Source organism: Aeromonas taiwanensis (assembly GCF_000820165.1).
GTDB classification, from domain to species: Bacteria; Pseudomonadota; Gammaproteobacteria; order Enterobacterales; family Aeromonadaceae; genus Aeromonas; species Aeromonas taiwanensis.
The window spans coordinates 31,190-57,954 of the sequence record NZ_CDDD01000013.1 but is presented as its reverse complement, the minus strand read 5'-3'; the positions used below and the strand labels follow the sequence as shown (position 1 = coordinate 57,954).

The following is a 26,765-nucleotide window of genomic DNA, read 5'->3' as shown; positions in this document are numbered from 1 at the left end:
GACCAGGTTCGGCGGCACTATGGGGAGCGGCATTACCCGCTCCCGAGATGAAGCCTGGGGAAACCCGTGGCGTTCATGGCTTGAGAGGTGCCGCGCCCACCGTGCCACTGGCACTGATGGGAGTAGCACTCATTTGGCACTATTTTTGCGGGATGTAGAGCACCTGCCCTATCTGGATGTCCCGTGACTTGAGCTTGTTGATCTCCACCAGCCGCGCCTGGCTCACGCCGTGCTTCTCCGCGAGGCGGGAGAGGCTCTGGCCCCGGGTGACCACGTGGCGGATCATCTTGCTCTTGTCGTTGCTCTGGCTGCTGGCGGCCGGCGCGCTCGGCTCCTTGGCCGCCACCTTGTAGGGTTTGATCACCCCGGCGCCGGAGGCGCTGCCCACGCTGCTGACCGGGGCACCGCTATCGCCGACGCGATATGGCTCGGTCGCCGGCATCCGGTTGGTGACAATCTGCTGTGCTGGCTGCGCGGCCGGTTTGCTGGCGGCCACCGGCTTGCTCGCGGGCGCCGGGCGGCTAGTCGCCTGTGTGGACGCGACCTGCCCCTTGCCGGTCAGCACGGGCCCCTTGGTCGGGTGACTGCGGTAATAGGTGCGGATCCCCTCGAAGATGGCGCGGGCCAGCTGATCCTGATAGCTGGCGGTGGCCAGCAGCTTCTCTTCCGCGTGGTTGGAGATGAAGCCCGTCTCCACCAGCACGGAGGGAATGTCCGGCGCCTTCAGCACCGCCAGGCTGGCGTGCTCCGGCGCCTTCTTGTGCAACCGGGCCACCCTGCCCATGGAGCGCAGGATCTGGCGGCTCACCTCATAACCTTCGGCCCTGGACTTGTCCATGGAGAGATCGAGGAAGGTCTGCGCCAGATAGGGGTTGGGATCGGATTCGGCCAATACCTTGCCGACGCCGCCCAGCAGCTCCCCCTGCTTCTCCTGCTTCTCGAGCCAGCTGCCCATCTCGCGGTTGGCGCGGTTGGTCGACAGCACCCAGACGGACGCGCCCCGGGGTGTCGAGTTGTGGAAGCTGTCGGCGTGGACAGATACCAGCAGATCCGCCTTGGCCTTGCGGGCAATCTCGGATCGCTTGTTCAGATCGACGAAGTAGTCGCCACGACGGGTCAGCACGGCACGCATGCCGGGCTCGCGGTCGATCAGGGCCGCCAACTTCTGCGACACCGACAGGGTCACCCGCTTCTCGTAGGTACGGCGTGGGCCGATGGAACCGGGGTCTTCTCCCCCGTGGCCCGGATCGATGGCGATGACAACGGCCTTGCCCTGTCCCCCGACGGGCGCGGGCTGGGCCGAGGCGCTCCCCTTCTCTTCATAGGGCAGATCGATCACCAACCGGTGACCGTAGGGGCCCGCCGGCGCCAGCGGGAAGACCACAGGCTTGATGGCGGAGTCGAGATCCAGCACCAGGCGCAGGCTGCCCTTCTCCAGCGGCGTGCTCTCGCGGATCTTGCGCACCAGCTCGCTCTTGTTCTCGATGCGCGCCAGGTTGGCGGCATTGCTGGCACCCTTGAGATCGATTACCAGGCGATTCGGGCCGGTCAGGGTGAAGTAATTGAAATTGGGGGCGCTGCTCATGTCGAGCACCACCCGGGTGTTGTCCGGGGATGGCCACACCCGCACACTCTTGAGCTGATTCGCCCAGGCAGGCAGGGCCATCAGGGAGAGAAGAAAGACAAGGATCACGCGCACTGAGATGACAACCGTTCCAGAATGGCTTCGCCGATAGCAGTGCGGGCCGCGATCAGGGCCTCGCGCTGCTCGTTTACATATGTCAGGGTGATCTCGAGATCCGGGGCGGGCAACCAGCCTTCCCCTTTCTCCGGCCACTCCACCAGGCAGAGGGTATCGGCGCCGAAATAGTCGCGGATACCCATGAACTCCAGCTCTTCCGGGTCAGCCAGTCGATAGAGATCGAAGTGATAGACCTGCCACTGTGCCAGTTCATAAGGCTCGACCAGGGTATAGGTCGGACTCTTAACCTTGCCTTGATGGCCGAGCCCTTGCACCCAACCGCGGGTCAGGGTGGTTTTGCCGGCCCCGAGGGCACCGTGCAGAAAGACAGTGGTCGCCTGCTGGCACGCCTGCGCCAGACGGCCACCCAGAGCCACGGTTGCTGCCTCGTCCGGCAGTGTCATCATCAACGTTTTTGCCATGTTCTTCTTGTTACTAGTTACTGTGTCGGATTGACCAGACGACGGATCCAGGGCAGCAGATCCGATGCCAGCATGCCCCTCTCCCCCTCGGCGGCGGCCAGATCGGCAGCCTCCCCGTGGATGACGGCCCCCAGTCGGGCGGCTGTCCCGGCGGGCCAGCCCTGGGCCAGGAGGGCGGCGATTATACCAGACAAGAGGTCACCCATGCCGCCGCTGGCCATACCGGGGTTGCCTTCGTCGCAGAGGCTGATGTGCCGGCCATCGCTGATGAGCGACCCGGCCCCCTTGAGCAGCACCACGCCACCGTAGCGCCGCTGCAGCCGCGAAACGGCGGCGAACCTGTCCCCTTCGACCTCGGCGATGGTACAACCCAGCAAACGGGCCGCCTCCCCCGGGTGGGGGGTAAGCACCCAATTATCCTGATGACGGGGGGCCTGCGCCAGCCAATTCAATCCATCGGCGTCCAATACCAGCGGATCCGGGGTCGCGATCAGGCGATCGAACTGCGCCCTGGCCCACTCATCCTGGCCGAGTCCGGGTCCGAGCACCCGCACCGAGGCCCACGCCTCGTCCATGCCGTCCGGGCACCCCATCAGCTCGGGTTGCACCAGGCTGGCCGGGGGGGCGTCCGGGTGCTGGCACAGGCGTACCAGGCCTGCCCCTGCTCGCAGACAGGCCTGTCCCGCCAGCAGGATGGCACCCTGCATCCCCAGGTTGCCCCCTACCAGCTGCACCCGGCCGTGGCGCCCCTTGTGGGCGGAGCGGGCTCGAGGGGGCAACAGTGCCTTGAGACGGGGGTAGTCGATGCGCCAGGCGGCGGGGGTGACGCCCTCCTCCACCGTGACCCCGAGGGGGTCCCAGTCGAGGTGGCCCACGCCGTCCACTCCGTCGGCAGTGAGCATGCCCTGCTTGATGCCGATAAAGGTGAGAGTCCGGGTGGCGCGTACCAGGGCGCCCATGGCGCGGCCGGTGTCGGCATTGAGCCCGGAGGGCAGATCCACCGCCAGCACGGGGGCGTTCAAGTCGTTGATTGTTGCGACGATCTTTGTCATTGAGAGGGAGAGAGGGAGCTGGACACCGGTGCCAAGCAGTGCGTCTATCACCAGATCCGGCGATGGCAGCGGCGCCTGCGCCAGTTCGTCCGCCATCATCACGCCGCCCCCCGCCGCCAGCCACTCCTCGGCCGCCCGTCTGGCGTCGCCGCGAAGCAGGTCGGGCGCCCGGCTGGCGATCACCAGGGGCTCGAGGCCGAGGCGCCTGGCGAGGCGGGCCAGGACATAGCCATCCCCCCCGTTGTTGCCAGGGCCGACGAAGATCCACCAGTTGCGGCTCTCGGGCCAGTGGTGGCAGGCATAGTTGCACAAGGCGGCGCCGGCGCGCTCCATCAGCACATAGAGGGGCAGCCCCTCGCGCGCGGCCCAGCGCTCCTCCATGCAGCGGATCTGCTCGGCCCGCCACAGGGGTTGTGCTAGACTCTCCCACTCATTTTTGCGGATAGCGTCCCCGAACACCTGTACCATGACGGCCTCCAACCTTCCTCATCCCATGACCCGGCACAGACGGCGCACCGGCCGGCCGGCAGGCGCCGCCGCATGATGGCCGCCGAACTCGCACAGCTGGCCCAAGATATCAAGCTCTGGGCACGGGAGCTAGGATTTGACCAGGTCGGTATCACAGACACGGATCTCGCCCTCGAAGAGCCCAGGCTGCAGGCCTGGCTGGATGCAGGCCATCACGGCACCATGGACTACATGGCGCGCCACGGCATGATGCGGGCCCGCCCCTTTGATCTGCTGCCAGGCACCCTGCGGGTGCTGTCGGTGCGGATGAATTACCTCCCCTTCGAGGCCGGCTTCGCCGCCACCCTGCGGGATCCCACCCTGGGCTACATCAGCCGCTACGCCCTCGGCCGCGACTACCACAAGGTGCTGCGCAACCGGCTCAAGCAGCTGGGAGAGCGCATCGAGCGACGCTGCGCCGAGCTGTTTCACACCACCACTGACCCCATGGGCGAGTGGCGCCCCTTCGTCGACTCGGCCCCCATTCTGGAACGCCCGCTGGCAGCCAAGGCGGGGCTTGGCTGGGTGGGCAAGCACTCACTGCTGCTCAACGAATCCGCCGGCTCCTTCTTCTTCCTGGGGGAGCTGCTTGTCAGCCTGCCGCTGCCCCTGGATGCCCCGGTGGAGAAGGAGCAGTGCGGCAAGTGCGTGGCCTGCATCAACATCTGCCCGACCGGCGCCATCGTCGCCCCCTATGTAGTGGACGGCCGTCGCTGCATCTCCTACCTCACCATAGAGAACGACGGCCCCATCCCGGAAGAGTTCAGGCCGCTCATGGGCAACCGCATCTATGGCTGCGACGACTGCCAGCTCATCTGCCCCTGGAACCGCTACGCGGACGCGAGCCCCGAACCCGACTTCAGCCCCAGGCCCAACCTGCACCGCCCTCCCCTGATTGACCTGTGGGGCTGGAGCGAGAACGAGTTTCTGAAGCACACCGAGGGCAGCCCCATTCGCCGCATCGGCTACCAGCGCTGGCGCCGCAACCTAGCGGTCGCCCTCGGCAACGGGCCGGCGACCCCGGAGGTGATGGCCGCCCTGCAACAGGCAAGACCCGGGGCCGAGCCCATGGTGGCCGAGCATATCGACTGGGCCCTGGCCACCCTGGCCAGGCGCCAGCAAGATGAGAACAAAAAGACTCGTTTGCTGATCCGCTGCATCGAAAAAGGTCTGCCGGATCACGCATAGACGATCTGACCCTTGTCGGATCGCAGCCATTTTTTCATGCTCTGTCGACCATTGGTCATCGGCACTATAAAAAGGAAGATTTTGATGCAGATGTTGGGAGTAGATATTGGTGGGTCCGGGATCAAGGGGTGCCTGGTCGACACCGAGACCGGGGAACTGATTGGCGAGCGCCACCGCATCCCTACGCCGCAACCGGCCACCCCGGCCGCCGTGGCACACACCCTCAAGGCGCTGGTCGAGCACTTCCAGTGGAAGGGCCCGGTGGGCTGCGGCTTCCCCGCCACCATCCACAACGGCATCGCCAAGAACGCCTCCAACATCGACAAGAGCTGGATTGAGACCGATGTCGCCCATCTATTTGCCGACGTGACCGGCCTGCCCTGCCACGTGCTGAACGACGCCGACGCGGCCGGCCTCGCCGAGATGCGCTTTGGCACCGGGCGGGATCGCAAGGGGATCATCATCCTCATCACGGTGGGGACCGGCATAGGCACCGCCGTCTTCGTCAATGGCCAGTTGCTGCCCAACACCGAGCTGGGGCACCTGATCCTGGAGGGCATGGTCGCCGAGCACTACTGCTCCGACGCGGTGCGCAAGCGCGAGGATCTCTCCTGGAGCCGCTGGGGCAAGCGCTTCAACAAGTACCTCGCCAGGCTGGAGTTCCTCTTCTCCCCCGACCTCTTCATCCTGGGGGGCGGCAGCGCTGCCAAGCTCGACAAGTTCATCGACAGGATAGAGACCCGCGCCCCCCTGGTCGCGGCGGCCAGCCTCAACCAGGCCGGCATCATAGGGGCCGCCCTCTACGGTGCGTCCCGCGAGGGGGAGTAGTCCTTCCCCGCTCTGAACTCAGGGGCTCGTCCCTTGCCGAGCCCCAGCCATCGGGTCAGATGTCGTCGAGTCGATGGACCCCGTGCACCAGCCGGGTCAGGCGGGATTGTGCCATCGAGGCCAGGGCCTTCAGCAGTGCCACCGTACCCGGCGTGGGGCACTCCCGGGCCAGGCGTGACAACTCGCCGATGAGCTTTTCCTCCTGCCGCGACGCCAGCGCCACTATCTCTTCCGGCCGAGTCCCGGCCTCCAGCGCCAGGCGTTGGCACTCCGCCAGCAGATCCTCGTCGAATCCCTGATCCAGCCAGGTCTCCCTGATCGCCTTCCCCATCTGCTCGCGGTAATCGTGCAGATGGGCCGCCGCCGCGTCCTCCCGCCCCTGCAGATAGGCCAGCAGCATCCGGCTGCGTTCCCCGTCCACCCGGGAGATCTGGCGCCCATAACCGAGCCCCTGCTGGTGATGAAGCTGTTCGAGATACAGCATCAGGTCCTTGATCTGTTGAAATCGCATCTCTCCTCCCTCCTGGCATCCACCTTCTGCCAGTATAAGGAGGCGGCGCCTCGCCCCGGCCGATAACAGGTCACTTATTGTTCTGCATCAAGGAGATGGAGAAGAAATAAAAGAAAAGAAGTGCGCGCATGGCGGACAGCGGTGCCGGGACGACAACCGGTGATTTTTCCACCACGCCCCCGGGAGGAAACATCAGATCGTCAGTTTATGGGTGATTATCCAGGTTATATTCGGCCATGAATCATCATGTCAGAATCTAATATTGGGACTCTCCCATGTCCCGTTGTGCCATAGTCAATGAGCGGCAATTCTTATCCATTTTTTAGACGTCTAGACGTAGAAACATACGTTGACACGGCCATCCGGACATCTTAGCATCATCCTCCATGATGGCAGTGTCACCCAGTGAAACCTCTGCCCAATTCACCCGCCTGTAGCGCCCTGTGCTTTAAGGCTGTTAGCACGGAAGAATCCATGATTAAGTTGATCGGTCTCAACAAAGTCTACGGTAAAGGCAGTGATGCCGTGCACGCCCTGCGTGATGTCAGCCTGCATGTGCCGCAAGGCAAGATCTTCGGGGTGATCGGCGCCTCCGGTGCCGGCAAGAGCACCCTCATTCGTTGCGTCAACCTGCTGGAGCGCCCCACCGAGGGCCAGGTCATCGTCGACGGCCAGGATCTGGTCGCCCTGAGCGAGCGGGATCTGACCCAGGCTCGCCGTCAGATCGGCATGATTTTCCAGCACTTCAACCTGCTCTCCTCCCGTACCGTCTCCGCCAACATCGCCTTCCCGCTGGAACTGGCGGGCTGGAGCAAGGCGCAGATCCAGGCCAGGGTCGATGAGCTGCTGGCCCTGGTCGGGTTGGAAGCTCGCGCCCACGCCTATCCGTCCGAACTCTCCGGCGGTCAGAAGCAACGTGTCGCCATCGCCCGCGCCCTGGCGCCGGCCCCCAAGGTGCTGCTGTGCGACGAGGCCACCTCGGCCCTGGATCCCCAGACCACCCGTTCCATCCTGAGCCTGCTCAAGGAGATCAACGTCAAGCTGGGGCTCACCATACTGCTCATCACCCACGAGATGGACGTGGTAAAGGGGATCTGCGACGAAGTGGCCATCATCAGCGACGGCCGCCTGATCGAGCAGGGCGAGGTCGCCTGGTTCTTCAGCAATGCCAAGACCCAGCTGGCCCGTGACTTCATCCACTCCACCATCCACCTGGAAGTGCCCCAGGAGTACCAGGACAGGATGAGCCGCGATCGGGTGCCCGGCAGCTATCCCCTGGTGAAGCTCGGCTTCACCGGCACCACCGTCGATTCACCGCTGATTTCCGAGGTGAGCCGCCGTTTCAACATCGACATCAGCATCCTGAGCGCAGACATCGAGTACGCCGGTGGCGTCAAGTTCGGCTTCCTGCTGGCGGAACTGTTCGGGGACGAGGCTCAATGCGAGGCCACCCAGCAGTTCTTCATCGACAACCACATTCAGCTGGAGGTAATGGGTTATGTCCGAAGCAATGATTAATCTGCTGATCTCGGCCCTCGGCGACACCCTGATCATGGTGTTTGCCTCCGCCCTGTTCGGCTGCCTGCTCGGCCTGCCGCTCGGCGTGGCGCTGCACGTGACCAAGGCCGGCCAGATCCTGGCCAACCCTGTGCTCAACAGGACCCTGGGCGTCATCGTCAACGTCGGTCGCTCCGTGCCCTTCATCATCCTGCTGGTGGCCATCATCCCGCTGACCCGCTTCATCGTCGGCACCAGCATCGGCACCATCGCCGCCATCGTGCCGCTGACCGTCGGCTGCATCCCCTTCATCGCCCGCCTGGTGGAAGGGGCCCTGATGGAAGTGCCTGACGGCCTGCTGGAAGCGGCCAAGGCCATGGGGGCCAAGCCCCTGCAAATCATCGCCAAGGTGCTGCTGCCCGAGGCCCTGCCGGGGATCCTCAACAGCATCATCATCACGCTCGTCACGCTCGTTAACTACTCCGCCATGGCCGGTGCCATCGGGGGCGGTGGTCTCGGCGATGTGGGCATTCGCTACGGCTACCAGCGTTTCGATCCGACCGTCATGCTGGTCACCGTGGTCATCCTGGTGGTGCTGGTTCAACTCATCCAGAGCGCGGGTGAGCGCCTGGTCAAACAATGTGATCATCGTTAATCGTCGATTTCTGACAGGAGGTTTTTATGAAATTGGGCATCAAATCTGCGGCAGCAGCCCTGCTGGCTACCCTGGTACTGGTCGGCTGCGGCCAGAAAGAAGAGAACAAGACCCTGAAAGTGGGCGCCATCGCCGGTCCCGAGACCGAGCTGGTGGAGACCGCGGCCAAGGTGGCCAAGGAGAAATACGGTCTGACCGTCGAAGTGGTTACCTTCTCCGACTACGTCACCCCTAACGTGGCCCTGAACGACGGCAGCGTCGACGTCAACGCCTTCCAGCACAAACCCTATCTGGACGCCCAGATCCGTGATCGCGGCTTCAAGCTGGTACCGGTTGGCAACACCTTCGTCTACCCGATCGCCGGTTACTCCAAGAAGATCAAAGCGCTCTCCGAGATCCAGGACGGTGCCCAGATCGCAGTGCCGAACGATCCGACCAACCTGGGTCGCTCCCTGATCCTGCTGGAGAAGCAGGGCCTGCTGAAGCTTAAAGAGGGTGCCGGTCTGGAAGCGACCGTGCTGGACATCGTCGACAACCCGCGTAACTTCAAGATCGTCGAGCTGGAAGCCGCACAGCTGCCCCGCTCCCTGGAAGACGTGGATCTGGCCATCATCAACAACACCTTCGCCGGTCAGATTGGCCTGACCCCGACCGAGAACGGCCTGTTTGTCGAAGACAAGGAGTCACCCTACGTCAACCTGATCGTTGCCCGCGAAAACAACAAGGACGACGAGAAGGTCAAGGAATTCGTCCAGTCCTTCCAGACCGACGAGGTCTACAAAAAGGGTACCGAGCTGTTCAAGGGCGGCCTGGTGAAAGGCTGGTAATTGTTCATTCAGTAAAAAAGGCCACGCTTTGCGTGGCCTTTTTATTGGGCGCCGCTATCATATCCGCGAGCTCGGCAACACGAACGTATTGATCACATGAAAAAATGGTATCTGGCCTACTGCAAGCCAAAAGAAGAGGCCCGCGCCCGCGCTCATCTGGCTGCCCAGGGCGTCGAATCCTATTACCCCATGGTCGAAATCGAGAAGCTGCGGCGGGGCAAGCGGGTTCCCCAGCGTGAACCCATGTTCCCCAACTACCTGTTCATCTATGTGGATCTGGAAGAGGTGACCCCGGTGACCCTGAAATCCACCCGGGGCATCAGCCGCATCATTCATTTCGGCAAGGAGTGGACCCCCGTCAGCAGCCAGCTGATCTACCGGCTGATGAGCCGGGATGACAGCGACGAGGCGCGCGCCAGCTATGCCCGCCTGCCGTCCCAGGGGGACAAGGTCCTCATCGAATCGGGTCCCCTCGCCGGGTTCGAGGCCATCTATCTGGAGCCCGATGGCGAGAAAAGGGCCATTCTGCTGGTCAATCTGCTCAATCAGGAGACCTGCAGCAGCTTCGAGAATCAGTCCTTCCGCCGTCTGGAATGACGGCGCAGGGGGCTATCCACATCGAGAAGCCCTCCTCTCCTGCTGGTGAACCGGCTCGTCGGAAACCAGACCATCTGGAGTGACATCTCCCAGTTCCCACCTTTGGGCCCAATAAAAACGGGGCAGACCTCCCGGCCTGCCCCTTGCGCTCTCCCGTACGCTCCTCAGGCATTCAGATCGAACCGGCTGATGGTCGAGGTCAACCTGCCCGTCTCCCGCGTCAGCCGGGCGGCGATCTCCTCCCCCTGCTGGCTGTGCTCGCTGGACTGGTGGCTGAGCCCGGCGATCTCCTCCACCGTACCCGCTACCTCCTGGGCCACTCTGGACTGCTGCTCGGTCGCTGCGGCGATGGCGGCAAGCTGGCCGCTCAGATCCTGCACCAGCAACGTCATGGCGTTCAGGGTCTCGGTCACCGAGGCCATGGCCCCCCGTCCCTGCTCCACCAGCAGGGTGCCACTGCCCACGGTGTCGGCCGTCTCCCGGGTCTGCTGCTGGATGCTGGCGATGGTCTGGTTGATCTCCATGGTCGACGCGCTGGTGCGGCTCGCCAGCTGCCTCACCTCGTCGGCCACCACGGCAAAGCCGCGGCCCTGTTCGCCGGCGCGGGCCGCCTCGATGGCGGCGTTGAGGGCCAGCAGGTTGGTCTGCTCGGCGATGGTGGCGATCACCTCGGTGACGCGCCCCACCTGCTCGCTCTGGCTGCTGAGCTGCGCCATCGCCTGGTTCGCCTGGGCTATCATGGCGGCAATCTGCGCCATGGTGGCCCCCATGCGCCCGAGTGCCTGCTCCCCCTGCCTGGCCTGCTGCTCCGTCTCGCGGGCCGCCCCGGCCGCCCCCGCGATGTTGCCCGCCACATCCCGGGTGCTGACCGACACCTGCTCGATGGCCGCCGCCACCGAATCCAGCCGCAGGCTCTGGCTCGCCAGATCGTCCGCAATGGCATTGGTGGTATGGCCGACTTCCCGGCCGGCCCCCTCCACCTGCGCGACCGCCCCCTGGATCTCCCCCACCAGCTCGCGCAACTGGGCCGACATCCGGTTGATAGAGCCCGTCAGGCCCCCCAGCTCATCCTGCCTACGCACCGGCAGGGGGTCGAGCGGTAGCCGGCCATCGGCCACCAGACCGGCCCGTTTCACCAGGCTAGCGATGTCCCGGGTCAGACGCCGGCTGAACAGCAGGGCCACCAGGGTACCGAGCAGGATGACGCTGGTGGTCGCCAGCAGCAGGGTGCGGTGAATGGTCTGGCCGGCGGCGGTCATCTCCCCGGCCATCTTGTCCACCTCCCCCCGGGTATGGCTCACCTGGGTCGCCAGCCGATCGGCGAGCCGGGTCAGGGCGGGTTCGATGTCGGTGGCCATCAGATGATTGGCCCGGTTCCAGTCCGGTGACTGGCGTTTCTCGATCACCTGGCCGACCAGCTCGGCGAAGGGGGCCGACATCTCCTCGAACAGCGTCCACAGCCCCTTCTGCGCCTCGGTGAAGTGCTCCTGCTGCTGTTTCAGCTCCGCCACCCGCTGCTGGTGGTACTGGTAGTAGTCCTGGTATTTGTCTCGGTAATCCTTCTCCCCGGAGATGAGGAAGTCCCGCAGGGCGGAGAGGGCGTTCGCCAGACCGTTGTAGGCGTCCCCCACCTGCTTGAGCAGCAGACGGCGATCCCCCGGCAGCGCCGCCTCGGGCGTCGCCACCTCTTCATTGGCGATGGATTGCAGCTGATCCAGGGCGGCCTCCGCCAGGGGGCCCGCCTCCAGCAGCATCAGGGTATGGGCCGGCAGGTTCTCCTCGGTATGGGCCAGGGCCCAGACCTTCTCCTGGGCCCCCTTGAACGCCTTGAGGTCGCGGGTCAGGGCGGGGGCGAAGCGCTGGCGCTCGATGAGGTGCCAGGCCCCCTCCCACTCCTGCTGGATGCGCGCACCTTGCACCGGGTCCTTGCCGAGGATGAGGTAGGCCCGCAGGGAGGAGACGGTAGCGATCAGGGCCTTCTGGCTCGCCTCGTCCCGCTGCAGGGCGGGCAGGGTCTGCCCCAGCAGGGCCTCCCGGGAGCCCTCGATCCGGCCGAGCTGATGGTAGACGAGGGCGGAGGAGAGAATGATCAGCAGATTGATAAAACAGAAGCTCAACAGCAACTTGCTTGATAGTTTCATGTACATCCTTGTATCGCGACGGGCATCCTGCCCTGATTTAGTGTCCGATCAACGCGGGCAGCCGAGCCAGCCAGGCCTCGTGCCACACGCTCAGCTCCTCGCTGGGCATGGGACGGGCGGAGAAGAACCCCTGGCACTGATCGCACCCCAGCTTCGCCAGCAGCTGCCAGGTAGCCTCATCCTCGACCCCTTCGGCCACCGATTTCAACCCCAGCTTGCGGGCCAGTTCGATGCTGGATTCGATGATGGCGAGCCGGGAGGGATCCTCATAGCAGCGATCGACGAAGGATCTGTCGAGCTTGAGCTCGGTGAAGGGGAGCAGGGCCAGCTGCTGCATGGAGGAGTAGCCGGTGCCGAAATCGTCGATGGAGAGGCCGAAACCGTGCATCCGCAGCCGGGTCAGCACCTCCAGCGACTTGCCGAGATCCTTGACGAAGGCGCTCTCGGTCACCTCCAGGGTGATGAGCTCGGGGTTGATGCTCCAGCGTTGACACTGGTTGATCAGGGTGTTGCACAGATCCCCCTCGATGAGCGAGGTGGTGGAGAGGTTCATCGACAGGTTGAGCGAGAGCCCGGTCTGCGCCCAGAGGTGACCGTCGCGCAGCGCCTTGCCGATGATCACCTCGGTCAACTGATCGATAAGGCCGTTGTGCTCCGCCAGCGGGATGAAACGAGCCGGCGAGATGAGGCCGAACTCCGGGTGCTGCCAGCGGGCCAGCGCCTCCATGCCGACCCAGTCCCCGGTGTCGAAACTCACCTTGGGCTGATACCAGGGCAGCAGCTGGTCCTGCTCCAGGGCCCGACACAGCTCGTCCAGGGTGAGGTGATAACCGTCCTCCTCCTGACTGCGCGCCATCTCGGGACGCCAGGCCGCGATCAGCTGGGCGATCTGCTGGGCCGAGGCGGGCTTGTCGATGCGTCCCAGCACCTGCAGACCATAAGCCCGGCTCATGCGCAGCACGGCATCGACCACGTCGTCCTCCAGGGCGCTGGACAGCACAATGCCACCGCGAAACCCGCCAAGGGAGAGGCGTCGCAGCAGGGCCATGCCATCCATACCTGGCATGCGCAGATCGCAGAACAGGATGTCCACCTGATGGTGCTGGCACTGTGCCAGCGCCTCCTCACCGTCCTGCGCCTCCAGCAACCGGCCGTAGCCAAGGCCGCGGATCTGGTGCATCAGGGCCTTGCGCTGGAAGCTGTGATCCTCCACCACCATGATCATCAAGTCATGCCGTGCATTATTCATCGAGCCATAACCCCGTTTCATTTCTGATAGTGTCCATCAATCCCTGTACCGTCCGACCCAGTTCGTCGAGCCTGTCCACCTGCTTCAATCGGGCGGCCGCTTCCAGCCTGGCAGCCTCCTCTGCCAGAGCCATCTGACCCACCATGCGGGCGGCACCCTTGATGCGGTGGGCGGTCTCCACCAGCGCCTGGGTATCCTGCCTCGCCAGGGCCTGTTTCATGTCCTCGCCATCCTGTTCATTGGCTTCCAGATATTCGATGGCCATGCTGCGCGCCACCCCCTCATCGCCGAACAGGGTCAACCAGCTTATGCCGGGCGCCTGGGCCCGGGCTTGCCGGGGAGAGATTGCCTCCTCTTGTGCCCCGGGCAAGGGTAACCAGCGCACCAGGATCTGGCGCAGAGCCTCCAGGCTGTAGGGCTTGAGCAGCATGTCGTTCATGCCGGCCTCCCGCATCTGCTCGATCGCCTCCTCCGAGGTATCGGCCGTGACCCCGATAATGGGGGCCTCATCTCCCGCAGTACGCAAGGCCCGTGCCAGGGCATAGCCATCCTTCACCGGCATGTGGCAATCCGTCAACAGCAGGGCAAAATCCTGGCTCTGCCAGGCGCGCAGCGCCTTCTCCCCGTCATCCACCACTTCGGACTCCAACCCCAGAATAGCAAGCTGGCGAGCCAGCAGCGCTCGGTTGACGGGGTGATCGTCCGCCACCAGCACGCGGCCGCCGAGCTTCTCCCCGGGCACTTGCAACGCCGGGCTCGGCCCCTGGCTCAAGAGCTGCTCGCAAGTCTCCAGCAGCAGATCGGGATAGAGGGGGGACTGGCCGAGCCGCCACCAGGCATCGCTGTCCAGGCGGCCACGCAGGGCCTCATGGGGGGAAAGTACTATGCCCTTGAGCGCGGAGTGCTGCAAATGGGCCAGCCAGTCGCTGCCGAGGGTCTGCTCCAGATGGCCCTCCTGCGCCAGCAGATACCCCGAGGGAGGTTGCTGCCACTGGCGAGCATCCAGCCGCTGCAAGGTGGCGCCGAAGCGCGCCATCACCGACTGCAAGGCCTCATCCTCGCCGTACCACCACCATGTCTGACCGGCCAGGGGCGGCGCATCCCACTGGCTGTCGGCCAGGGGGATCGCGAAGGTCACCGTCGTGCCTATTCCGGGTTTGCTCTCCAGCGTCAGGCTGCCCCCCATCTTCTCGGTCAGCTGATGGCAGATGGCGAGCCCGAGCCCGGTGCCGCCGAAGCGCCGGTTGATGTCCGACTCCACCTGCTTGAACGGGATGAAGAGGTTCTCCTGCTGCTCCGTTGCGATGCCGATCCCGGAGTCCCGCACCCGCAGGGCAAGCCGGTTGTCGTGGTAGTCCACCAGGATGGCAATCTCCCCCGCCTCGGTGAATTTCACCGCGTTGTTCAACAGGTTGGAGATCACCTGACCCACCCGCACCGCGTCTATGCTGGCCTGATCCGGCACCGCCAGCCCCCATGCCAGCGTCACGTTGAGCCCCTTGCCATAGGCCAGGGCAGCATGGCCGCGGATGATGTCGCAGATGACCGAGGTCAGCCGGCAATGATGAGGATGCAGCTGCAGTTGCCCCGCCTCCATCTTGGAGAAGTCCAGGATGTCGTTGACCAGATAGAGCAGGTGGTTGGTGGAGGTCGCAATATTGCGCAACATGTAGCGCTGATCGTCGTCCAGCGCGCTCATCTGCAGCAGCTCCAGCATGCCGTGCATGCCGGAAATGGGGGTGCGCAGCTCATGGCTCATGGTGGCGAGGAAGCGACTGCGGGCCTGGGTGGCCTCCTCCGCGACCCGCCTGGCCTCGCGCAGTTCCAGCTCCTGGCGCTTGAGCTTGGTGATGTCCTGCACCACCCCGTTCAGGATGACCCCGTCCATTCCCTCCTGATGTACGAAGTGACCCCGGATCTGCAGGTAGCCGGGCTGTCCCTGACGCTGGATCTCCACTTCCAGATCCAGCGGCTCCATGGCCCTGGCATGGCGTGCGACCGTGGCCACGAACTCCTCTTGAGCCTGTCCTTTCAGCCCCAGGATAGTGGATCCCCGGGTCATCTCGGTCACCGGATCCGTGTCATGACCCATCATCTCCTTAAGCCCCTGGGAGGTGTAGAGGAAGCGCCCCTCGCCCGGCCCCAGCCACTGATACTGATAGACGACACCCGGCATGCTGTCGGTGATCTGGGTCAGCCGGGTCTGGGCCTCCTGGGCCGCAAACCTCGCCTGCTCCAGCTCGGTCACGTCGGTCAGCACGGTCAGGATCCCGAGTCGCTTGCCGTCGGGCCCCACGAACAGGCGCTTGGTGTAGATCATCTGGTGCTGGCTGCCGTCTTCATTCTGGTGCTCGCCACGGCCACGCAGCTCCTCCCCGCTCTCCCACACCCGGGCATCCTCTTTCATGACCTTGATCCGGATCGCCTCCGGCAGCTGATGCTGGAGCAGCCGCTCGTAGGAGCCCTTCAGGTTCTCTCCCCCGAAGAAAACCTGTCGGTACGCCTGGTTCGTCATCGCGACCTCGTAGTGCTCGTTGGTCAGTACCACCAGGTTCGGCAGGACATCGAGCATCATCTGGACGAACGCCAGCTGCTCCTCGAGCCGCCGCTCCGCCTCCCGTCGCTGACTCATCTGGCGGCGCAACGTCCGGTTCCAGCCCAGGAACAGCAGCAGGCTTAACAGGAAGAGGCCGACTCCGAGGGAGGACCAGAGCAGCACCTTGTGGGGATCCAGCCCCGTCTGTATGGTCAGGGAGAGCCACTTCTTCTCCAGGGCGGTCAGCTCCTCCGGCGGCAGGGAGAGCAGCACCTTGGTCATGATCTGCTGCAGCATGGGATCCTGCAGGTGCGTGGCCATGGCGATGGGAACCCGCAGATCGCTGCCGGAGAAGACCACCTGGTAGCGATCGCTGAATCCCTTCTGCAGCGACTGCCCAAGCAAGGTCACCCCCATCAGCACATAGTCGACCTTCTGCGCATCCAGCAGCGGCAACAGTTCGGCGTCACTCCCGACGGCAACGGACTCGGCCCCCATTTCCCTCAGCAGGGACTGCTCCACCGAGCCTCCCACCATGCCCACCCTGCGTCCCTTCAACTCCTTGAGGCTGGCCAGCTCGGCCGTGCCTTGCCTGGCCACGACCACCCGGTTGAGGGAGGCGAAGTGGGGGGTGAAGCGGGCGAACTGCTGCCGCTCCGCGGTTGGGGTCATGGCCGGGATCAGATCCAGCTTGTGTCCCTGGAAGAGCTCGACGGTCTGGGCCCAGCTCCTGGTCGGCACCAGGGTAAACTGGAGCCCGGCACGCTGGCTCATCATCGCCAGCAGGTCGGCGACGAACCCCTTGAGCCTCCCCTGATCGTCGAGCTCGCTCATGCCGGTCCACTGCGGAGCGACCCCGTAGCGGATCACCGGGTGCGTTTGCAGCCACGCCTGCTCCTGCGCCGTGAAGGCAATCGCCCTGCTCTCCTGCACCAGGTCGTAGTCGAGAATGCCCCCCGCCTCCAGAATACGGCGGCGCTCCAGAGGGGATATGTCGTCGAGGGCACGCTCCAGCAGCCCCTGCAGGGGCCCCTGATCCGGGGCGACCGCCATGGTGAGCGAGGAGTCCCTCATCCAGTCCACCGTGGTCAGGGTCATGCCCGCCATGGCTTGCAGGCGACTCAACATGGGGAGATCTGCCAGGTAGGCGTCCGCCCTCCCCTCCTTGAGCATGAAGATAGCCTCGTCCCGGCTGTCGACCGTGACCAGGTTCGAGATGCCAAGGTGCAGCAGCGCGTCGCAGGCGCCGACGCCGAAGACGCAGACCCAGCGCATTCCGTAAGCCTCCTCCAGGGAGAGGCTCTCCCGTCCCCCGATCAGCAGGACGGCGCGGGGCAGCGCCATCAGCTCGGTGGTGAACAGCATCCGCAAGGTGCGGGTCGGGCTCGGCGACGCGCCGAACAGCATGTCTATCTCGCCATCCAGCAAGGCCTGCTGCAGCGCCGCGTTGCTGGCATAGGTCCGGTAGTGCACCCCGAGCCCCAACCGCTGCGCTATCTGCAAGGCGAACTCGTTCAGGGGGCCGGTGAAGTTGCCCCGGCCATCGGTATAGACATAGGGCGGCCAGGCCGTCGTCGGCATGCCGATCACCAGCTCGTCGTGGGTCGCGAGCCAATGCTGCTCGGCTGGTGTGAAGACGCTTCTGTCCATGTAAGACGAATGCGCCGTCGCCACCAGGCTACAGCAGGTCAACCAGCAGAACAGGATGAGGTGGCAACAGCGGCGGAACATAATCAACTCCCTGACAGACTGGGGGGATCATAGGGGGTTTGATCCCTTTAAAACATATAAATTGCCGTCGTGCCCGGGGGCAAAGAATAATGGCAGGCCCAGGCCTGCCATCCGCGAGGTCGGGGGCCGGGCCCCCTCCCCTCAGGTTATTCGATTCCCGAGCCGGAAACCGGTTTGAAACTCCCGCTCACGGATGTGGGCGATCTGCACGTTTTGCCCCTCCAGCCCGATGTCTTTGAGCAGGGCCGGGGAGAGATGCAGATAGCTGACGCGACGCTCCAGCCGGGTGATCCGTTTTTGAACCAGGGTCTCGACGTGGCGCAGCAGGGTGAGTTCGATAGACATGATATTCTCCAGTTGAACGTGCGGTTCCCCCGGAGAGAGGTGATCACCCTGCGGGACAACCGCGGGTGATGGAAAAGCAGGTGTTACCTGTTCCCTCCACGCGGCGAATAAAGAGCACGAGTCTTCGCGCTGCCAGAGCAGCGATCGAACGCAACGTTGAACATGGAATGTTGCATATTCGTCTCCTTACCGTGTGAAAGTTGAACAAGTTGCCACAGTGTAAAAAAACACCGAATTTTACGCAATCTCTCCCCCACCCATATGGGTGGGAGGCCGTTCGGGCGAGGCCCCCTCATATCCCGGACAGCAGCCGGAACTCCTCCAGCGCATAGGTATCCGTCATGCCGCTCACATAGTCGAGCAGCAGCCGCACCCGGTAGTACCACTCCTGCTCGGCCCCCTCGTGAAAGCGCGGATCCCGGCTCGCCACCGCCAGTCGATACGCCTTGAGGTGGCGGGCCGACAGGCGATGGAACAGCCGCCTCGCAAAGAAGAGCTCGCTGCCCCCGTCACCGGCCAGCAGCCGCTCGAACTGGCTGGCAGGCAGGGCCAGCAGACAGGCATAGGTGGAGAGCACGCCGCGCAGGGCGGCGTAGCCCTCCAGCTCCAGGGCCTCCACCTCGGGGCGCATGAACACCTGCGCCTTCGCGACTTGTTTGAGCACATCCAGCACCCGGGCCGCCGGGGCCTGGCCGTGCAGCAGCGCCCTGGGGTAGGCGCCGCTCAGTATGCTCTCGTGCTCGCTCACATAGGTGTGGGCCGCCAGCGCCACCAGATCCCGGGTCAGCTGCTGGCGGAAATGGGGGAAGAAGCCCCGGCCCGAGGCCAGCGCCTCGTCGAGCAGGGCGGCCATGTAGTCTCCCTGATCGGCCGTGCGCAGCGCCGTCAGCAGCTCCCCCTGGGTGAGGATATGCCTGTCCACCGCATCCTCCAGATCCGCAATGCAGTAGGAGATGTCGTCCGCCGCCTCCATGATGTAGACCAGCGGATGGCGGCACCCGGGCGCCAGCCCCAGGCTCTGGCCGAGGGCGCTGTAGAGGAGTTGCTCGCTGAAGAAGATGCCGCGCTTGCTGGTCCAGCCATGATGCTGGCCATAACCCTGGGGACTGTGCAGCCCCGGCTGGGGCTGCTGCGGGTATTTGCACAGGGCCGCCAGCTGGCCCAGGGTGAGGTTCAATTCGTGCAGGCTGTGCACCAGCCGCAGGCTCTGGGCATTGCCGTCGAACACCAGCAGATCCTGGCGAAGCTCGGCCCACTGGGCGCTCGGCAGCCGATCGTGGGCGCGGGCGAAGAGGTCGTCCAGCTCCTGAGCCAGCCACTGGCTCATCACCTGCTCGCCGAAGTGGCCGAACGGCGGGTTGCCCACGTCGTGCAGCAGGCAGGACATCTCCACCAGATTGATAAAGGCCCCCTCGCACACCGTGTTGGCAGGCAGCAGGGACAGGATGCGTCGGCTGATCTGGCGGCCGGTCTCCTGCACCTCCAGGGAGTGGGTGAGGCGGCTGCGTACCGAGGCCTTCACGTCCAGGGGGAAGACCTGGGTCTTCTGCTGCAAGCGGCGCACCGGCGCCGCCTGCACGATGCGGGCGCGATCCTGTTCGGTCGCCTCCAGCAGGCTGCCGTCGCCCCAGGGGTGGATGCGCTCGGGGGTTATCAAACGGTCATACATGGTGTGGCTCCTTGCCAGCGGCTCCCGGTGGCGTCACGACAGCAACCAGCGCCGCAGGCGAGCGATATCGCCCGGGTATTCCCGGCGCAGCGTCTCAATCCAGTCTTCCACGTTCTCCCACCAGGCGGGGTGATCCGGGCTCTGGATAAGCTGGGCCGTCTGCTGCAGCCGGCGCAGGCCGATGGACCCCGCCGCCCCTTTTATCTTGTGTGCCTCCTCCACCACGCCAGCCTGATCCCGGGCGATCATGTTGGAGTCGAGCACCGCCATGTAGTCCGGCATCATCTTCTCGAACAGCTCGACGCTGGAGAGCAGCACCGGCTTGCCGACCGTGCTGGCGTAATCGGTGAGGAAGGGCAGATCCAGCAGCGCATCCTGGTGGTGGGCATCGTCCTGCTCGTCCGCCTCATCGTCGGCGAGATCCGCAAACAGGTGACCAATCACTTCCCGCACCGCCCTGGAGCCGAGCGGCTTGTTGATCACGTCCTGCATGCCGTGATCCCGGTAGTACTGGCGATCCCCGGTGGCGTTGGCGGTGAGTGCCACCATGGGGGGCAGGCTGTCGCCATAGCGTGCCAGCAGCTGCTCCGCCACATCGAAGCCGGTCATGTCCGGCAGCTGGATGTCGAGCAGGATCAGATCAAAATCGTCCGGATTGGCCATGGCCAGCGCCTGTGCGCCATCCCGCGCCACCTTGACCTGGTGGCCGAGCTTGTTCAGCAGGGCGCAGGCCACGGTCACGTTGAGCTCCACATCCTCCACCAGCAGGATGTCGAGGGAGGGCATCTCGGGCTCCGGGGCCGCGGCCTGGGGCTCGACGCACGCCACCTCCAGCTCGGCGGTGAAGCAGGAACCCTCACCCGGATCGCTGTCCACATAGAGCTGGCCCCCCATGGCCTGCACCAGCTGGCGGGAGACCGCAAGACCGATGCCGGTGCCGGTGGCGTGCTTCTTGCCCTGCACCTGGTAGTACATGGCGAAGATCTTCTCTTGCTGGGCACGGGGAATGCCTACCCCGGTGTCCTCCACCTCGAAGTGCAGTGCCAGCTTGCCAGGCTCCTCGGCGGCGTGGGCGAGGCAGCGCACCGTGACGCCACCCTCGTCGGTGAACTTGACCGCGTTGCCCACCAGGTTCCACAGCACCTGGCGCAGCCGGGTTCCGTCCGCCATCACGAACTGCGGCATGTCGCCATCTCGGTCGAAATGCAGATAGAGCCCCTTCTGCTCCGCCTGGATGCGCGACAGCGTCTCCAGCTCGTCGAGGAAGGCGGGCAGATCCAGCGGAGCCGGCGCAATCTCCAGCCGGCGACGGTCCAGTTTGTCCAGATCGATGATGTCGTTGAAGATGTTGCCGAGCGTCACCGCGCTCAGGTGGATGGTCTTGAGCTGCTGCTGCTGTTTCGCATCCAGCGGCGTGTCCATCAGCATCCGGCTCAGGCCGACGATGCCATTGAGCGGGGTGCGCAGTTCGTGACTGATGGTGGAGATGAAGGTGGTCTTGTCCCGACTCGCCTTCTCCAGCTTGTCCTGGTACTGCTTGCGCTCGGTGATGTCGCGGCCAAAGCCGAGCAGACCGAGGCGCTTGCCGAAGCGATCGAAGAAAGGCACCTTGCGCAGCTCGAAGTAGGCCTTGCGACCGTCCGGGTACTCCAGCCACTGCTCGTAGGTGAGGGGCTCGTTGCTGGCGAAGACCTGCTTGTCGGTCTCCACCACCTTGCTGGCGATGTCGTGCTTGTAGACGTCGAACGGAGTCAGCCCGATGAGTTCCGCCTCCACCTTGCCGGTCAGCTCCTCCATGGCGCGGTTGCAACCGGAGAACTGCTCGTCTTCGTTGCGGTAGTAGACCAAATCGGGGGAGCAGTCGATGAAGGAGCGCAGCAGGGCGGTGCGCTCCCCCAGGTGCAGCTGGGCCTTCTCCCGCTGGAACACCTCGTTCTCCAGATCCTCGATGGCTTGCTGGCGCAGGGTCTCGGCCCGGTTGGTCTCGGCGATCTGGGCGTTGAGGCGGCTGATGTTCTCCTGCAGCTGGCTGTTGAGCTCGAGATCCCGCTCGCGCATGTCCTGCAGCTTGCGCACCATGCGGGTCAGCCGCTGGCGGGAATCCTCCAGCTGATCCACCACGATGGAGAGAAAATAGACGGCCCAGGGGGTGACCAGCAGGCCGAAGAAGACCGAGCGCACCAGGTCGACGATGTCCACGGTGCCGCGCAGAAACAGGGTCACGCCCATCTGGATGGAGACCGCCAGCACTATGATGCCGGTCGCCAGGAGCATGCTGAATCGCACCAGCCCCAGCTTGGTCATCAGGTCGACGTAATATTGCGCCCAGGATTTGATCTGCTTCATCGCGGTGTTTTCTCCCCTTTTATTGCGCAAACAGGATACCAGTACGGCGCCCTGAACTCTTGCCCGCCGCACCATAAATTATTGATTAACGTCACACTCCGACTGGAGTAGCATGCCCGCCATGCGTCAGTCAGCGCCGGTTCAGCCTGCCAGGCCGGATCTTGCTGACTCCCTTGTCATCCGTAATGTCAGGAGCACTCCCGATGCGCAATCATGTTCTGTTGAGTCTTGGCCTGCTGGTCGCCAACGCCGCCCACGCCGATCTGGGGGAGATCCCCCGGGTGTCGGGCTGGTCAGGCTTCCTGCTGGGCGGGGTCAACGCCACCAGCTACGAGTCCAACTTCTATGCCGGCGATGACAGCAACAGCCGCATCCAGGATCTCGGCTCCCCCGACAGCGAGAGCGGCCTGAGCCCCCTTATCAACGCCGACATCCGCTACACCTTCGCCGATACCCGCACCCAGATCTTCCTCGGCAACCTGATCCAGGACGCGGTGCGCTTCGACTTCACCCAGCAGTTCGGCCTGCGCCAGGAGATGGGCGACAAGGGCGTAGTCGCGACCTCTCTGGTGTTCAACCTCATGCCGGTGAAGCTGTGGAGCGATCCCTTCGCCACCGGGGTGGATCGCAGCGAGACCGATCTCGAGTCGAAGGGGGTGCGTTTCGCCTGGGACAGGATCTGGGGCAGCAACTTCTACGGCACCCTGACCAGCCGGGAAGTGGAGCTCGACGAGGAGCGCAGCGGCCAGCAGTACGACCTGACCCACGGCACCCACTACGCCCCCATGCTGGATCGCAACGGCAAGATCCACGCCATTGAGCTCTCCTACCAGTGGCACCTCGCCGGCAACCAGCTGCTGGAGCCCGCGATCCTCTACAAGGAGGCAGATCTCGACGGCAGCGCAGAGAGCTACCAGAACACCGGCCTGCAGCTGACCTATGCCAAACGCGGCCCCCAGTGGTCCATCGTGAGCAACGTCTATGGCGGCAAGCGCAAGTATGACGAGGCGAACCCCCTGTTCGGCCAGCGCGCGGATGCCAGCGAGTTCGCCCTCAATGGCACCTTCTTCTGGCACAACCTGTTCGGGGTGAAGTCCCTCTCCTCCACCTTCACCCTGGCCTACTCCAGCGCCGACTCCGACATCGACTTCTACGACAGCCAGGCCACCCGCGTCAGCACCGGCCTGCTCTACAACTTCTAGGCCCTTTGCCAACGAGAAAGGCCACCCTCTGGGTGGCCTTTTTCATGTCTTGTGCCGGCGCGGTCAGATGCCGAGGGAATCCAGCAGATCGTCGTGCTCGTTGCTCGCCGGGGCGGCGGCCGGGGCCGGCTTGGCCGCCAGCTTGGCCTGGGCGATCAGCTCGTCCGGATCGACTTCCTCCTGCACGCCGCCATCGTGAATCCGGATGAACTCCGTCTTGTCCATGGCCAGCTCCAGATAGAAGATGTTGTTGCTGGCGGTGAAGAAAGTGACCCGGCGGGTCTCGGGGTTGTCCAGGTTGGTGTCCACGCTCAGCATCACCTGCTTGTTCAGAGCCAGCATCTTGGGCTGATTCTGGGTGATGTGGGTCTGCAACTCGCGCCCCACCTTGGTGGTGAAGCTGCCGACGATCTGGTTCATCAGCTCGCCCATGACGTTGCTCACCTCGTCCGAGGTGTGGGAGATGGCGAGATCCTCCTTGGAGAGCCCCATGCTCAGCATGTAGCTCTCGTAGAGCTCCATGGCCGCGGCGGCGGAGAAGTTGATCACCACCAGGCCGGAGAAGCCGCCGTCAAACAGCACGAAGCAGCCGATGTCAGGCTTGAGGCAGGTCTTGCTGATCCGTTGCACCATGCCGGAGAAGCGCACCTGGGTCTGGGTCGCCGCACTCAATACGCTCGTCACCGAATTGCACAGACTCAGCAGCACATCCTCTGTGGTCAATACGGCATCATCCTCGGATCTTGTCACTATCATGGAACCTTCCTGCTGATCGAAAAAATAGGCTTGTCTCGCTGGCCGCCCATGTCATCACGCACGGACGCGAGACGCTAACAGATTGCATGCTCCCGATGCGCAAAGCGGGAGCCACCTCTCACTTGATGCAATTATCGTCCGGCCAGGGCTGGAATCCAGCGAGGGGAAGCAACCGGGTTCGCCAGTTATCGGCCGCGGTTTGCAATGCTTGCGTCTCATAGGGCACGGCGGGGTGAGCCCCCCAGATGGGACCTGGCCAGGCGGCATCCGAAGCGAAGCGGGCGACGTGGTGCAGGTGCAGCTGGGGCACCATATTGCCGAGGGCCGCCACGTTGATCTTGTCCGGGTTCAGCGCCTGTTCCATCAGGGTGGCAACGGCGCAGGACTCCTGCATCAGCTGCTGCTGCTGCGCAGGGGGCAGGTGGTGGATCTCCCGCAGGTTGGCGACCCTGGGCACCAGGATAAGCCAGGGATACTGGCTGTCCCTGGCCAGCAGGACGCGGCAGAGGGGCAGATCCCCGAGGACACGGGTATCCGCCTGCAGGCGGGGATGCAATTCGAACATGGGGGCCTCGCTGGTCAACATGGGCACGTCAGGGGATGAGAGTGCCCACGTTACTGCAACGGGAGGCAAACTTAAAGGCGGGGCACAGCCCAGCCGATGAAGCGCTTGCGAAGCTCGGGGTCCGCCTGCAGGAAGAGCTGCTGCAACTGCCCTTCCAGGGCGCTGGCCGGGACAGTGGCTGCCTGGGGCATCGGGGTAGTCTGGGTGACGGGCGCCACGCTGGCCAGCACCGCAGCGCCCGTGCCACGGTTGTACTCCATCAGCCTGGCATGCCAGTCCATGCCTATCTGCATCCCCTGCACCACCAGCACATCCTGCTGCACGCCAAGGGGCTGCCCACCGGCCACCAGGGCCAGGGGCGGCGCACTGGCGTAGCGCTCCATCCCCTTCTCGTCGCTGGGCACGGTGGCCTGCAGACGCACCGACTGCCCGCTGGCCTCGTAGCGAAGCACCTGGGGCTCGGAGCGGATCTGGCGATCGTTGTCGCTGCTGTTGCGGCTCGGGATCACCCCCTCATAGCGCACCAACAACTGCTGCACACCGTCGGCCAGCACCGCGTGCTGCTCGTCCTGCACCTTGCCCGCACTCACCGCCAGGATCTGGAAATCCCTGGGCACCGCTACCCTGACCTCGGCCTGCACACCGGCGCAGCACAGCAGCGCAACGCCAGCCCAACCCTGATGACGCTTCATTCCCTGTCTCTCTCCTTTCGCGATGATGGCGCAGGGTAGCAGCCCCATATGACAGAAAAATAACGGCCCCCTGGCTCACCTCATCGCAGCAGGTAGTGGGGGCGCTCGGCGAACCACTGGGCCAGCACCTGCTTGAACAGCCGGATCTTGCGCGGCACCCGCCGCTGCTGGGCGTGCAGCACATGGATCGGGTGCAGCCCGGTCTGCCAGCTCTCCAGCACCGGTACCAGCTCCCCCCTCGCCAGGCTGGCCTCCACCACCATCAGGGGACACTTGGCAAACCCCATGCCCGCCCGGGCCAGCTGCAGCACGGTGCTGTAGTGGTTGGCCCGCACCTTGCCTTGCACCAGGATGCGCGCCTCCTCCTCCCCCTTGCGAAAGTGCCACTGCTCCCAGTCCGGGTTGTGCCCCTGCAGCAGGCAGGGGCGCCCCCCCAGCTCATAGGGAGTGGCGGGGACCCCCTCCCGGGCCAGCAGGGCGGGGCTGGCCACCACCACGTCCTTCAACTGCCCGAGGGAGAGCGCCACCAGGTTGTCGGGGATGGGGCTCATGGCGCGCAGGGCGATGTCATGCTCCCCCTGGCTCATGTCGATCATGGCGTTGGTGAAGTTGAGCTCCACCTGGACGCCGGGGCAGAGCTCGGCGAAGCGGGCAAGCAGATCGCTCACCATGCTGTCCCCCGTGCTGACCGGGCAGGTGAACCTCAGCCTGCCGCCGTCCTCCTCGGTCAGGGCCTGGATGTCCTGCTCCGCCTGGCGGGCCAGCGCGAAGATCTCCCCCGCCTGCTGATAGAGGGTCTTGCCCGCCTCGGTCAGGCTCAGCCGGCGCGTCGTGCGCTGCAGCAACTGGGCATTGAGGGAGGACTCCAGGGCGCTGACGTGGCGGCTCAGCATCCCCTTGCTCACCCCCAGGGTATCGGCGGCGGCGGAGAAGCTGCCCCGTCGCACCACCTCGTAAAAACTGCTCAGATGGGCGATGTCCATCCATTAGCTCCAATATGGAAACAATGGGTTCATCATAAGCGCTTTTTCTCTCTTTTCATCCAGCTATCATCAACCTATCCCAACCAGGAGTGACGCAGATGAAAATTGTGATTGTGGGTGCTTCCGGCACCATAGGCTCCGCCGTGAGCGAGCTGCTGGCCAAGGATCACCAGGTGATCCGGGTCGGCCACAGCCGGGGCGATGCGACCGTCGACATGCGGGACCAGGCCTCCATCCAGGCGCTGTTCGACCAGATCGGGACCTTCGACGCCCTGGTGGTCGCCAGCGGCAGCGTCGCCTTCAATGCCCTGACGGAGATGAGCGACGAACAGTGGCAGCTGGGCCTCCAGAGCAAGCTGATGGGTCAGATCAACCTGACCCGGGCCGCCATCCCCCACTTGAGCGATCGGGGCTCCATCACCCTCATCAGCGGCATCCTGAGCGAGGACCCCATCAACTGGGGGGTGAGCGCCACCACCATCAACGGTGCCATCGAGCACTTCGTGAAGGCGGCCGCCTGCGAACTGCCCCGGGGCCTGCGCATCAACGTGGTGAGCCCCACCGTGCTGGAAGAGTCCATGGGCAAATACGGCGATTTCTTCCCGGGCTTCGTTCCTGTGCCCGCCGCCCGGGTGGCCCAGGCCTACAAGAAGTCGGTGCTGGGAGTTCAGACCGGCCAGATCTTCCGGGTCAATGGCTGAACTCACCGGACACACCAATGAAAA

General features: G+C 64.5%; 22 protein-coding genes. 8 read left to right on the top strand and 14 right to left on the bottom strand.

Features of this window, described 5'->3' with window-relative positions; genetic code table 11:
• Positions 1–139: 139 nt before the first annotated feature.
• From BN1136_RS02430 to BN1136_RS02420, 3 genes are read right to left on the bottom strand one after another with little or no spacing between them, the layout of a single operon-like run.
• Positions 140–1,699 (bottom strand): N-acetylmuramoyl-L-alanine amidase, encoded by a 1,560-nt coding sequence (locus tag BN1136_RS02430; RefSeq protein ID WP_043758234.1) that lies wholly within the window; start codon positions 1,697–1,699, stop codon positions 140–142.
• Positions 1,690–2,163 (bottom strand): tRNA (adenosine(37)-N6)-threonylcarbamoyltransferase complex ATPase subunit type 1 TsaE, encoded by a 474-nt coding sequence (tsaE, locus tag BN1136_RS02425; RefSeq protein WP_043758231.1) that lies wholly within the window; start codon positions 2,161–2,163, stop codon positions 1,690–1,692. The genes BN1136_RS02430 and tsaE overlap by 10 nt, the downstream gene beginning before the upstream one ends.
• A gap of 17 nt (positions 2,164–2,180) precedes the next feature.
• The gene (locus BN1136_RS02420; RefSeq protein ID WP_043808021.1) at positions 2,181–3,683 is read right to left on the bottom strand and encodes a bifunctional ADP-dependent NAD(P)H-hydrate dehydratase/NAD(P)H-hydrate epimerase; all 1,503 of its coding nucleotides are present in this window, start codon (positions 3,681–3,683) and stop codon (positions 2,181–2,183) included.
• Positions 3,684–3,755: 72 nt separating this feature from the next.
• Here BN1136_RS02420 and queG point away from each other — a divergent pair, with 72 nt between their 5' ends.
• Together queG and ppgK are read left to right on the top strand one after the other, a co-directional pair.
• Complete coding sequence (gene queG, locus BN1136_RS02415) at positions 3,756–4,910, top strand: tRNA epoxyqueuosine(34) reductase QueG (protein ID WP_043758229.1); 1,155 nt, start codon at positions 3,756–3,758, stop codon at positions 4,908–4,910.
• Positions 4,911–4,994: 84 nt separating this feature from the next.
• A complete protein-coding gene (gene ppgK / locus BN1136_RS02410; protein WP_043758227.1) occupies positions 4,995–5,738 on the top strand; it encodes a polyphosphate--glucose phosphotransferase in 744 nt (247 codons plus the stop codon).
• A gap of 55 nt (positions 5,739–5,793) precedes the next feature.
• On the opposite strand, the gene BN1136_RS02405 is transcribed toward ppgK, so the two are convergent.
• Complete coding sequence (locus BN1136_RS02405) at positions 5,794–6,249, bottom strand: hypothetical protein (RefSeq protein ID WP_043758225.1); 456 nt, start codon at positions 6,247–6,249, stop codon at positions 5,794–5,796.
• 474 nt (positions 6,250–6,723) lie between these two features.
• On the opposite strand from BN1136_RS02405, the gene metN reads away from it, so the two are divergent.
• The 4 genes from metN (at position 6,724) to rfaH (ending at position 9,825) form a co-directional block, all read left to right on the top strand.
• The gene (gene metN, locus BN1136_RS02400; RefSeq protein WP_043758223.1) at positions 6,724–7,767 is read left to right on the top strand and encodes a methionine ABC transporter ATP-binding protein MetN; all 1,044 of its coding nucleotides are present in this window, start codon (positions 6,724–6,726) and stop codon (positions 7,765–7,767) included.
• Complete coding sequence (locus tag BN1136_RS02395) at positions 7,748–8,401, top strand: methionine ABC transporter permease (RefSeq protein WP_043758222.1); 654 nt, start codon at positions 7,748–7,750, stop codon at positions 8,399–8,401. The genes metN and BN1136_RS02395 overlap by 20 nt, the downstream gene beginning before the upstream one ends.
• A 26-nt stretch (positions 8,402–8,427) precedes the next feature.
• Positions 8,428–9,228 carry a methionine ABC transporter substrate-binding lipoprotein MetQ gene (gene metQ / locus BN1136_RS02390; RefSeq protein WP_043758219.1) on the top strand — a complete coding sequence of 267 codons (801 nt, stop codon included), beginning with the start codon at positions 8,428–8,430 and terminating at the stop codon, positions 9,226–9,228.
• A gap of 96 nt (positions 9,229–9,324) precedes the next feature.
• Positions 9,325–9,825 carry a transcription/translation regulatory transformer protein RfaH gene (gene rfaH, locus BN1136_RS02385; protein ID WP_043758217.1) on the top strand — a complete coding sequence of 167 codons (501 nt, stop codon included), beginning with the start codon at positions 9,325–9,327 and terminating at the stop codon, positions 9,823–9,825.
• A gap of 164 nt (positions 9,826–9,989) precedes the next feature.
• Here rfaH and BN1136_RS02380 read toward each other — a convergent pair whose 3' ends face one another.
• The 6 genes from BN1136_RS02380 to arcB all read right to left on the bottom strand — a co-directional run bounded on the left by BN1136_RS02380 (position 9,990) and on the right by arcB (position 21,842).
• Positions 9,990–11,966, bottom strand: coding sequence for a methyl-accepting chemotaxis protein (locus tag BN1136_RS02380; protein ID WP_043758216.1), 1,977 nt, complete (start codon positions 11,964–11,966; stop codon positions 9,990–9,992).
• Positions 11,967–12,003: 37 nt separating this feature from the next.
• The gene (locus BN1136_RS02375) at positions 12,004–13,215 is read right to left on the bottom strand and encodes an EAL domain-containing response regulator (RefSeq protein WP_043758214.1); all 1,212 of its coding nucleotides are present in this window, start codon (positions 13,213–13,215) and stop codon (positions 12,004–12,006) included.
• Positions 13,208–17,482, bottom strand: a complete 4,275-nt coding sequence (locus tag BN1136_RS02370; protein ID WP_043758212.1) for an ATP-binding protein — start codon at positions 17,480–17,482, stop codon at positions 13,208–13,210. Before BN1136_RS02370 ends, BN1136_RS02375 begins: the two co-directional genes overlap by 8 nt.
• Before the next feature lie 141 nt (positions 17,483–17,623).
• Entirely contained in the window at positions 17,624–17,827 is a 204-nt protein-coding gene (locus tag BN1136_RS02365) for a hypothetical protein (RefSeq protein ID WP_042078308.1), read from the bottom strand.
• 292 nt (positions 17,828–18,119) lie between these two features.
• Entirely contained in the window at positions 18,120–19,496 is a 1,377-nt protein-coding gene (dgt, locus tag BN1136_RS02360; protein ID WP_043758209.1) for a dGTPase, read from the bottom strand.
• A 33-nt stretch (positions 19,497–19,529) separates the two neighbouring features.
• Positions 19,530–21,842 (bottom strand): aerobic respiration two-component sensor histidine kinase ArcB, encoded by a 2,313-nt coding sequence (arcB, locus tag BN1136_RS02355; protein ID WP_043758205.1) that lies wholly within the window; start codon positions 21,840–21,842, stop codon positions 19,530–19,532.
• A 203-nt stretch (positions 21,843–22,045) separates the two neighbouring features.
• Here arcB and BN1136_RS02350 point away from each other — a divergent pair, with 203 nt between their 5' ends.
• On the top strand, positions 22,046–23,044 hold the full coding sequence (locus BN1136_RS02350; protein ID WP_043758203.1) for a DUF2860 family protein: 999 nt from the start codon (positions 22,046–22,048) through the stop codon (positions 23,042–23,044).
• Between the two features lie 63 nt (positions 23,045–23,107).
• Here BN1136_RS02350 and BN1136_RS02345 read toward each other — a convergent pair whose 3' ends face one another.
• From BN1136_RS02345 to BN1136_RS02330, 4 genes are all read right to left on the bottom strand, one after another.
• Positions 23,108–23,800: a DUF3334 family protein gene (locus BN1136_RS02345; RefSeq protein WP_043758200.1), complete on the bottom strand. Its 693-nt coding sequence runs from the start codon at positions 23,798–23,800 to the stop codon at positions 23,108–23,110.
• Positions 23,801–23,918: 118 nt separating this feature from the next.
• Positions 23,919–24,365: an HIT domain-containing protein gene (locus BN1136_RS02340; protein WP_043758265.1), complete on the bottom strand. Its 447-nt coding sequence runs from the start codon at positions 24,363–24,365 to the stop codon at positions 23,919–23,921.
• Positions 24,366–24,436: 71 nt separating this feature from the next.
• On the bottom strand, positions 24,437–25,057 hold the full coding sequence (locus BN1136_RS02335; RefSeq protein ID WP_043758196.1) for a DUF2057 domain-containing protein: 621 nt from the start codon (positions 25,055–25,057) through the stop codon (positions 24,437–24,439).
• A gap of 80 nt (positions 25,058–25,137) precedes the next feature.
• Positions 25,138–26,040 carry a LysR family transcriptional regulator gene (locus BN1136_RS02330; RefSeq protein WP_043758192.1) on the bottom strand — a complete coding sequence of 301 codons (903 nt, stop codon included), beginning with the start codon at positions 26,038–26,040 and terminating at the stop codon, positions 25,138–25,140.
• Between the two features lie 98 nt (positions 26,041–26,138).
• Between BN1136_RS02330 and BN1136_RS02325 the strand changes: the two genes are divergently transcribed.
• Complete coding sequence (locus BN1136_RS02325; RefSeq protein WP_043758190.1) at positions 26,139–26,741, top strand: short chain dehydrogenase; 603 nt, start codon at positions 26,139–26,141, stop codon at positions 26,739–26,741.
• Positions 26,742–26,765: the final 24 nt, after the last annotated feature.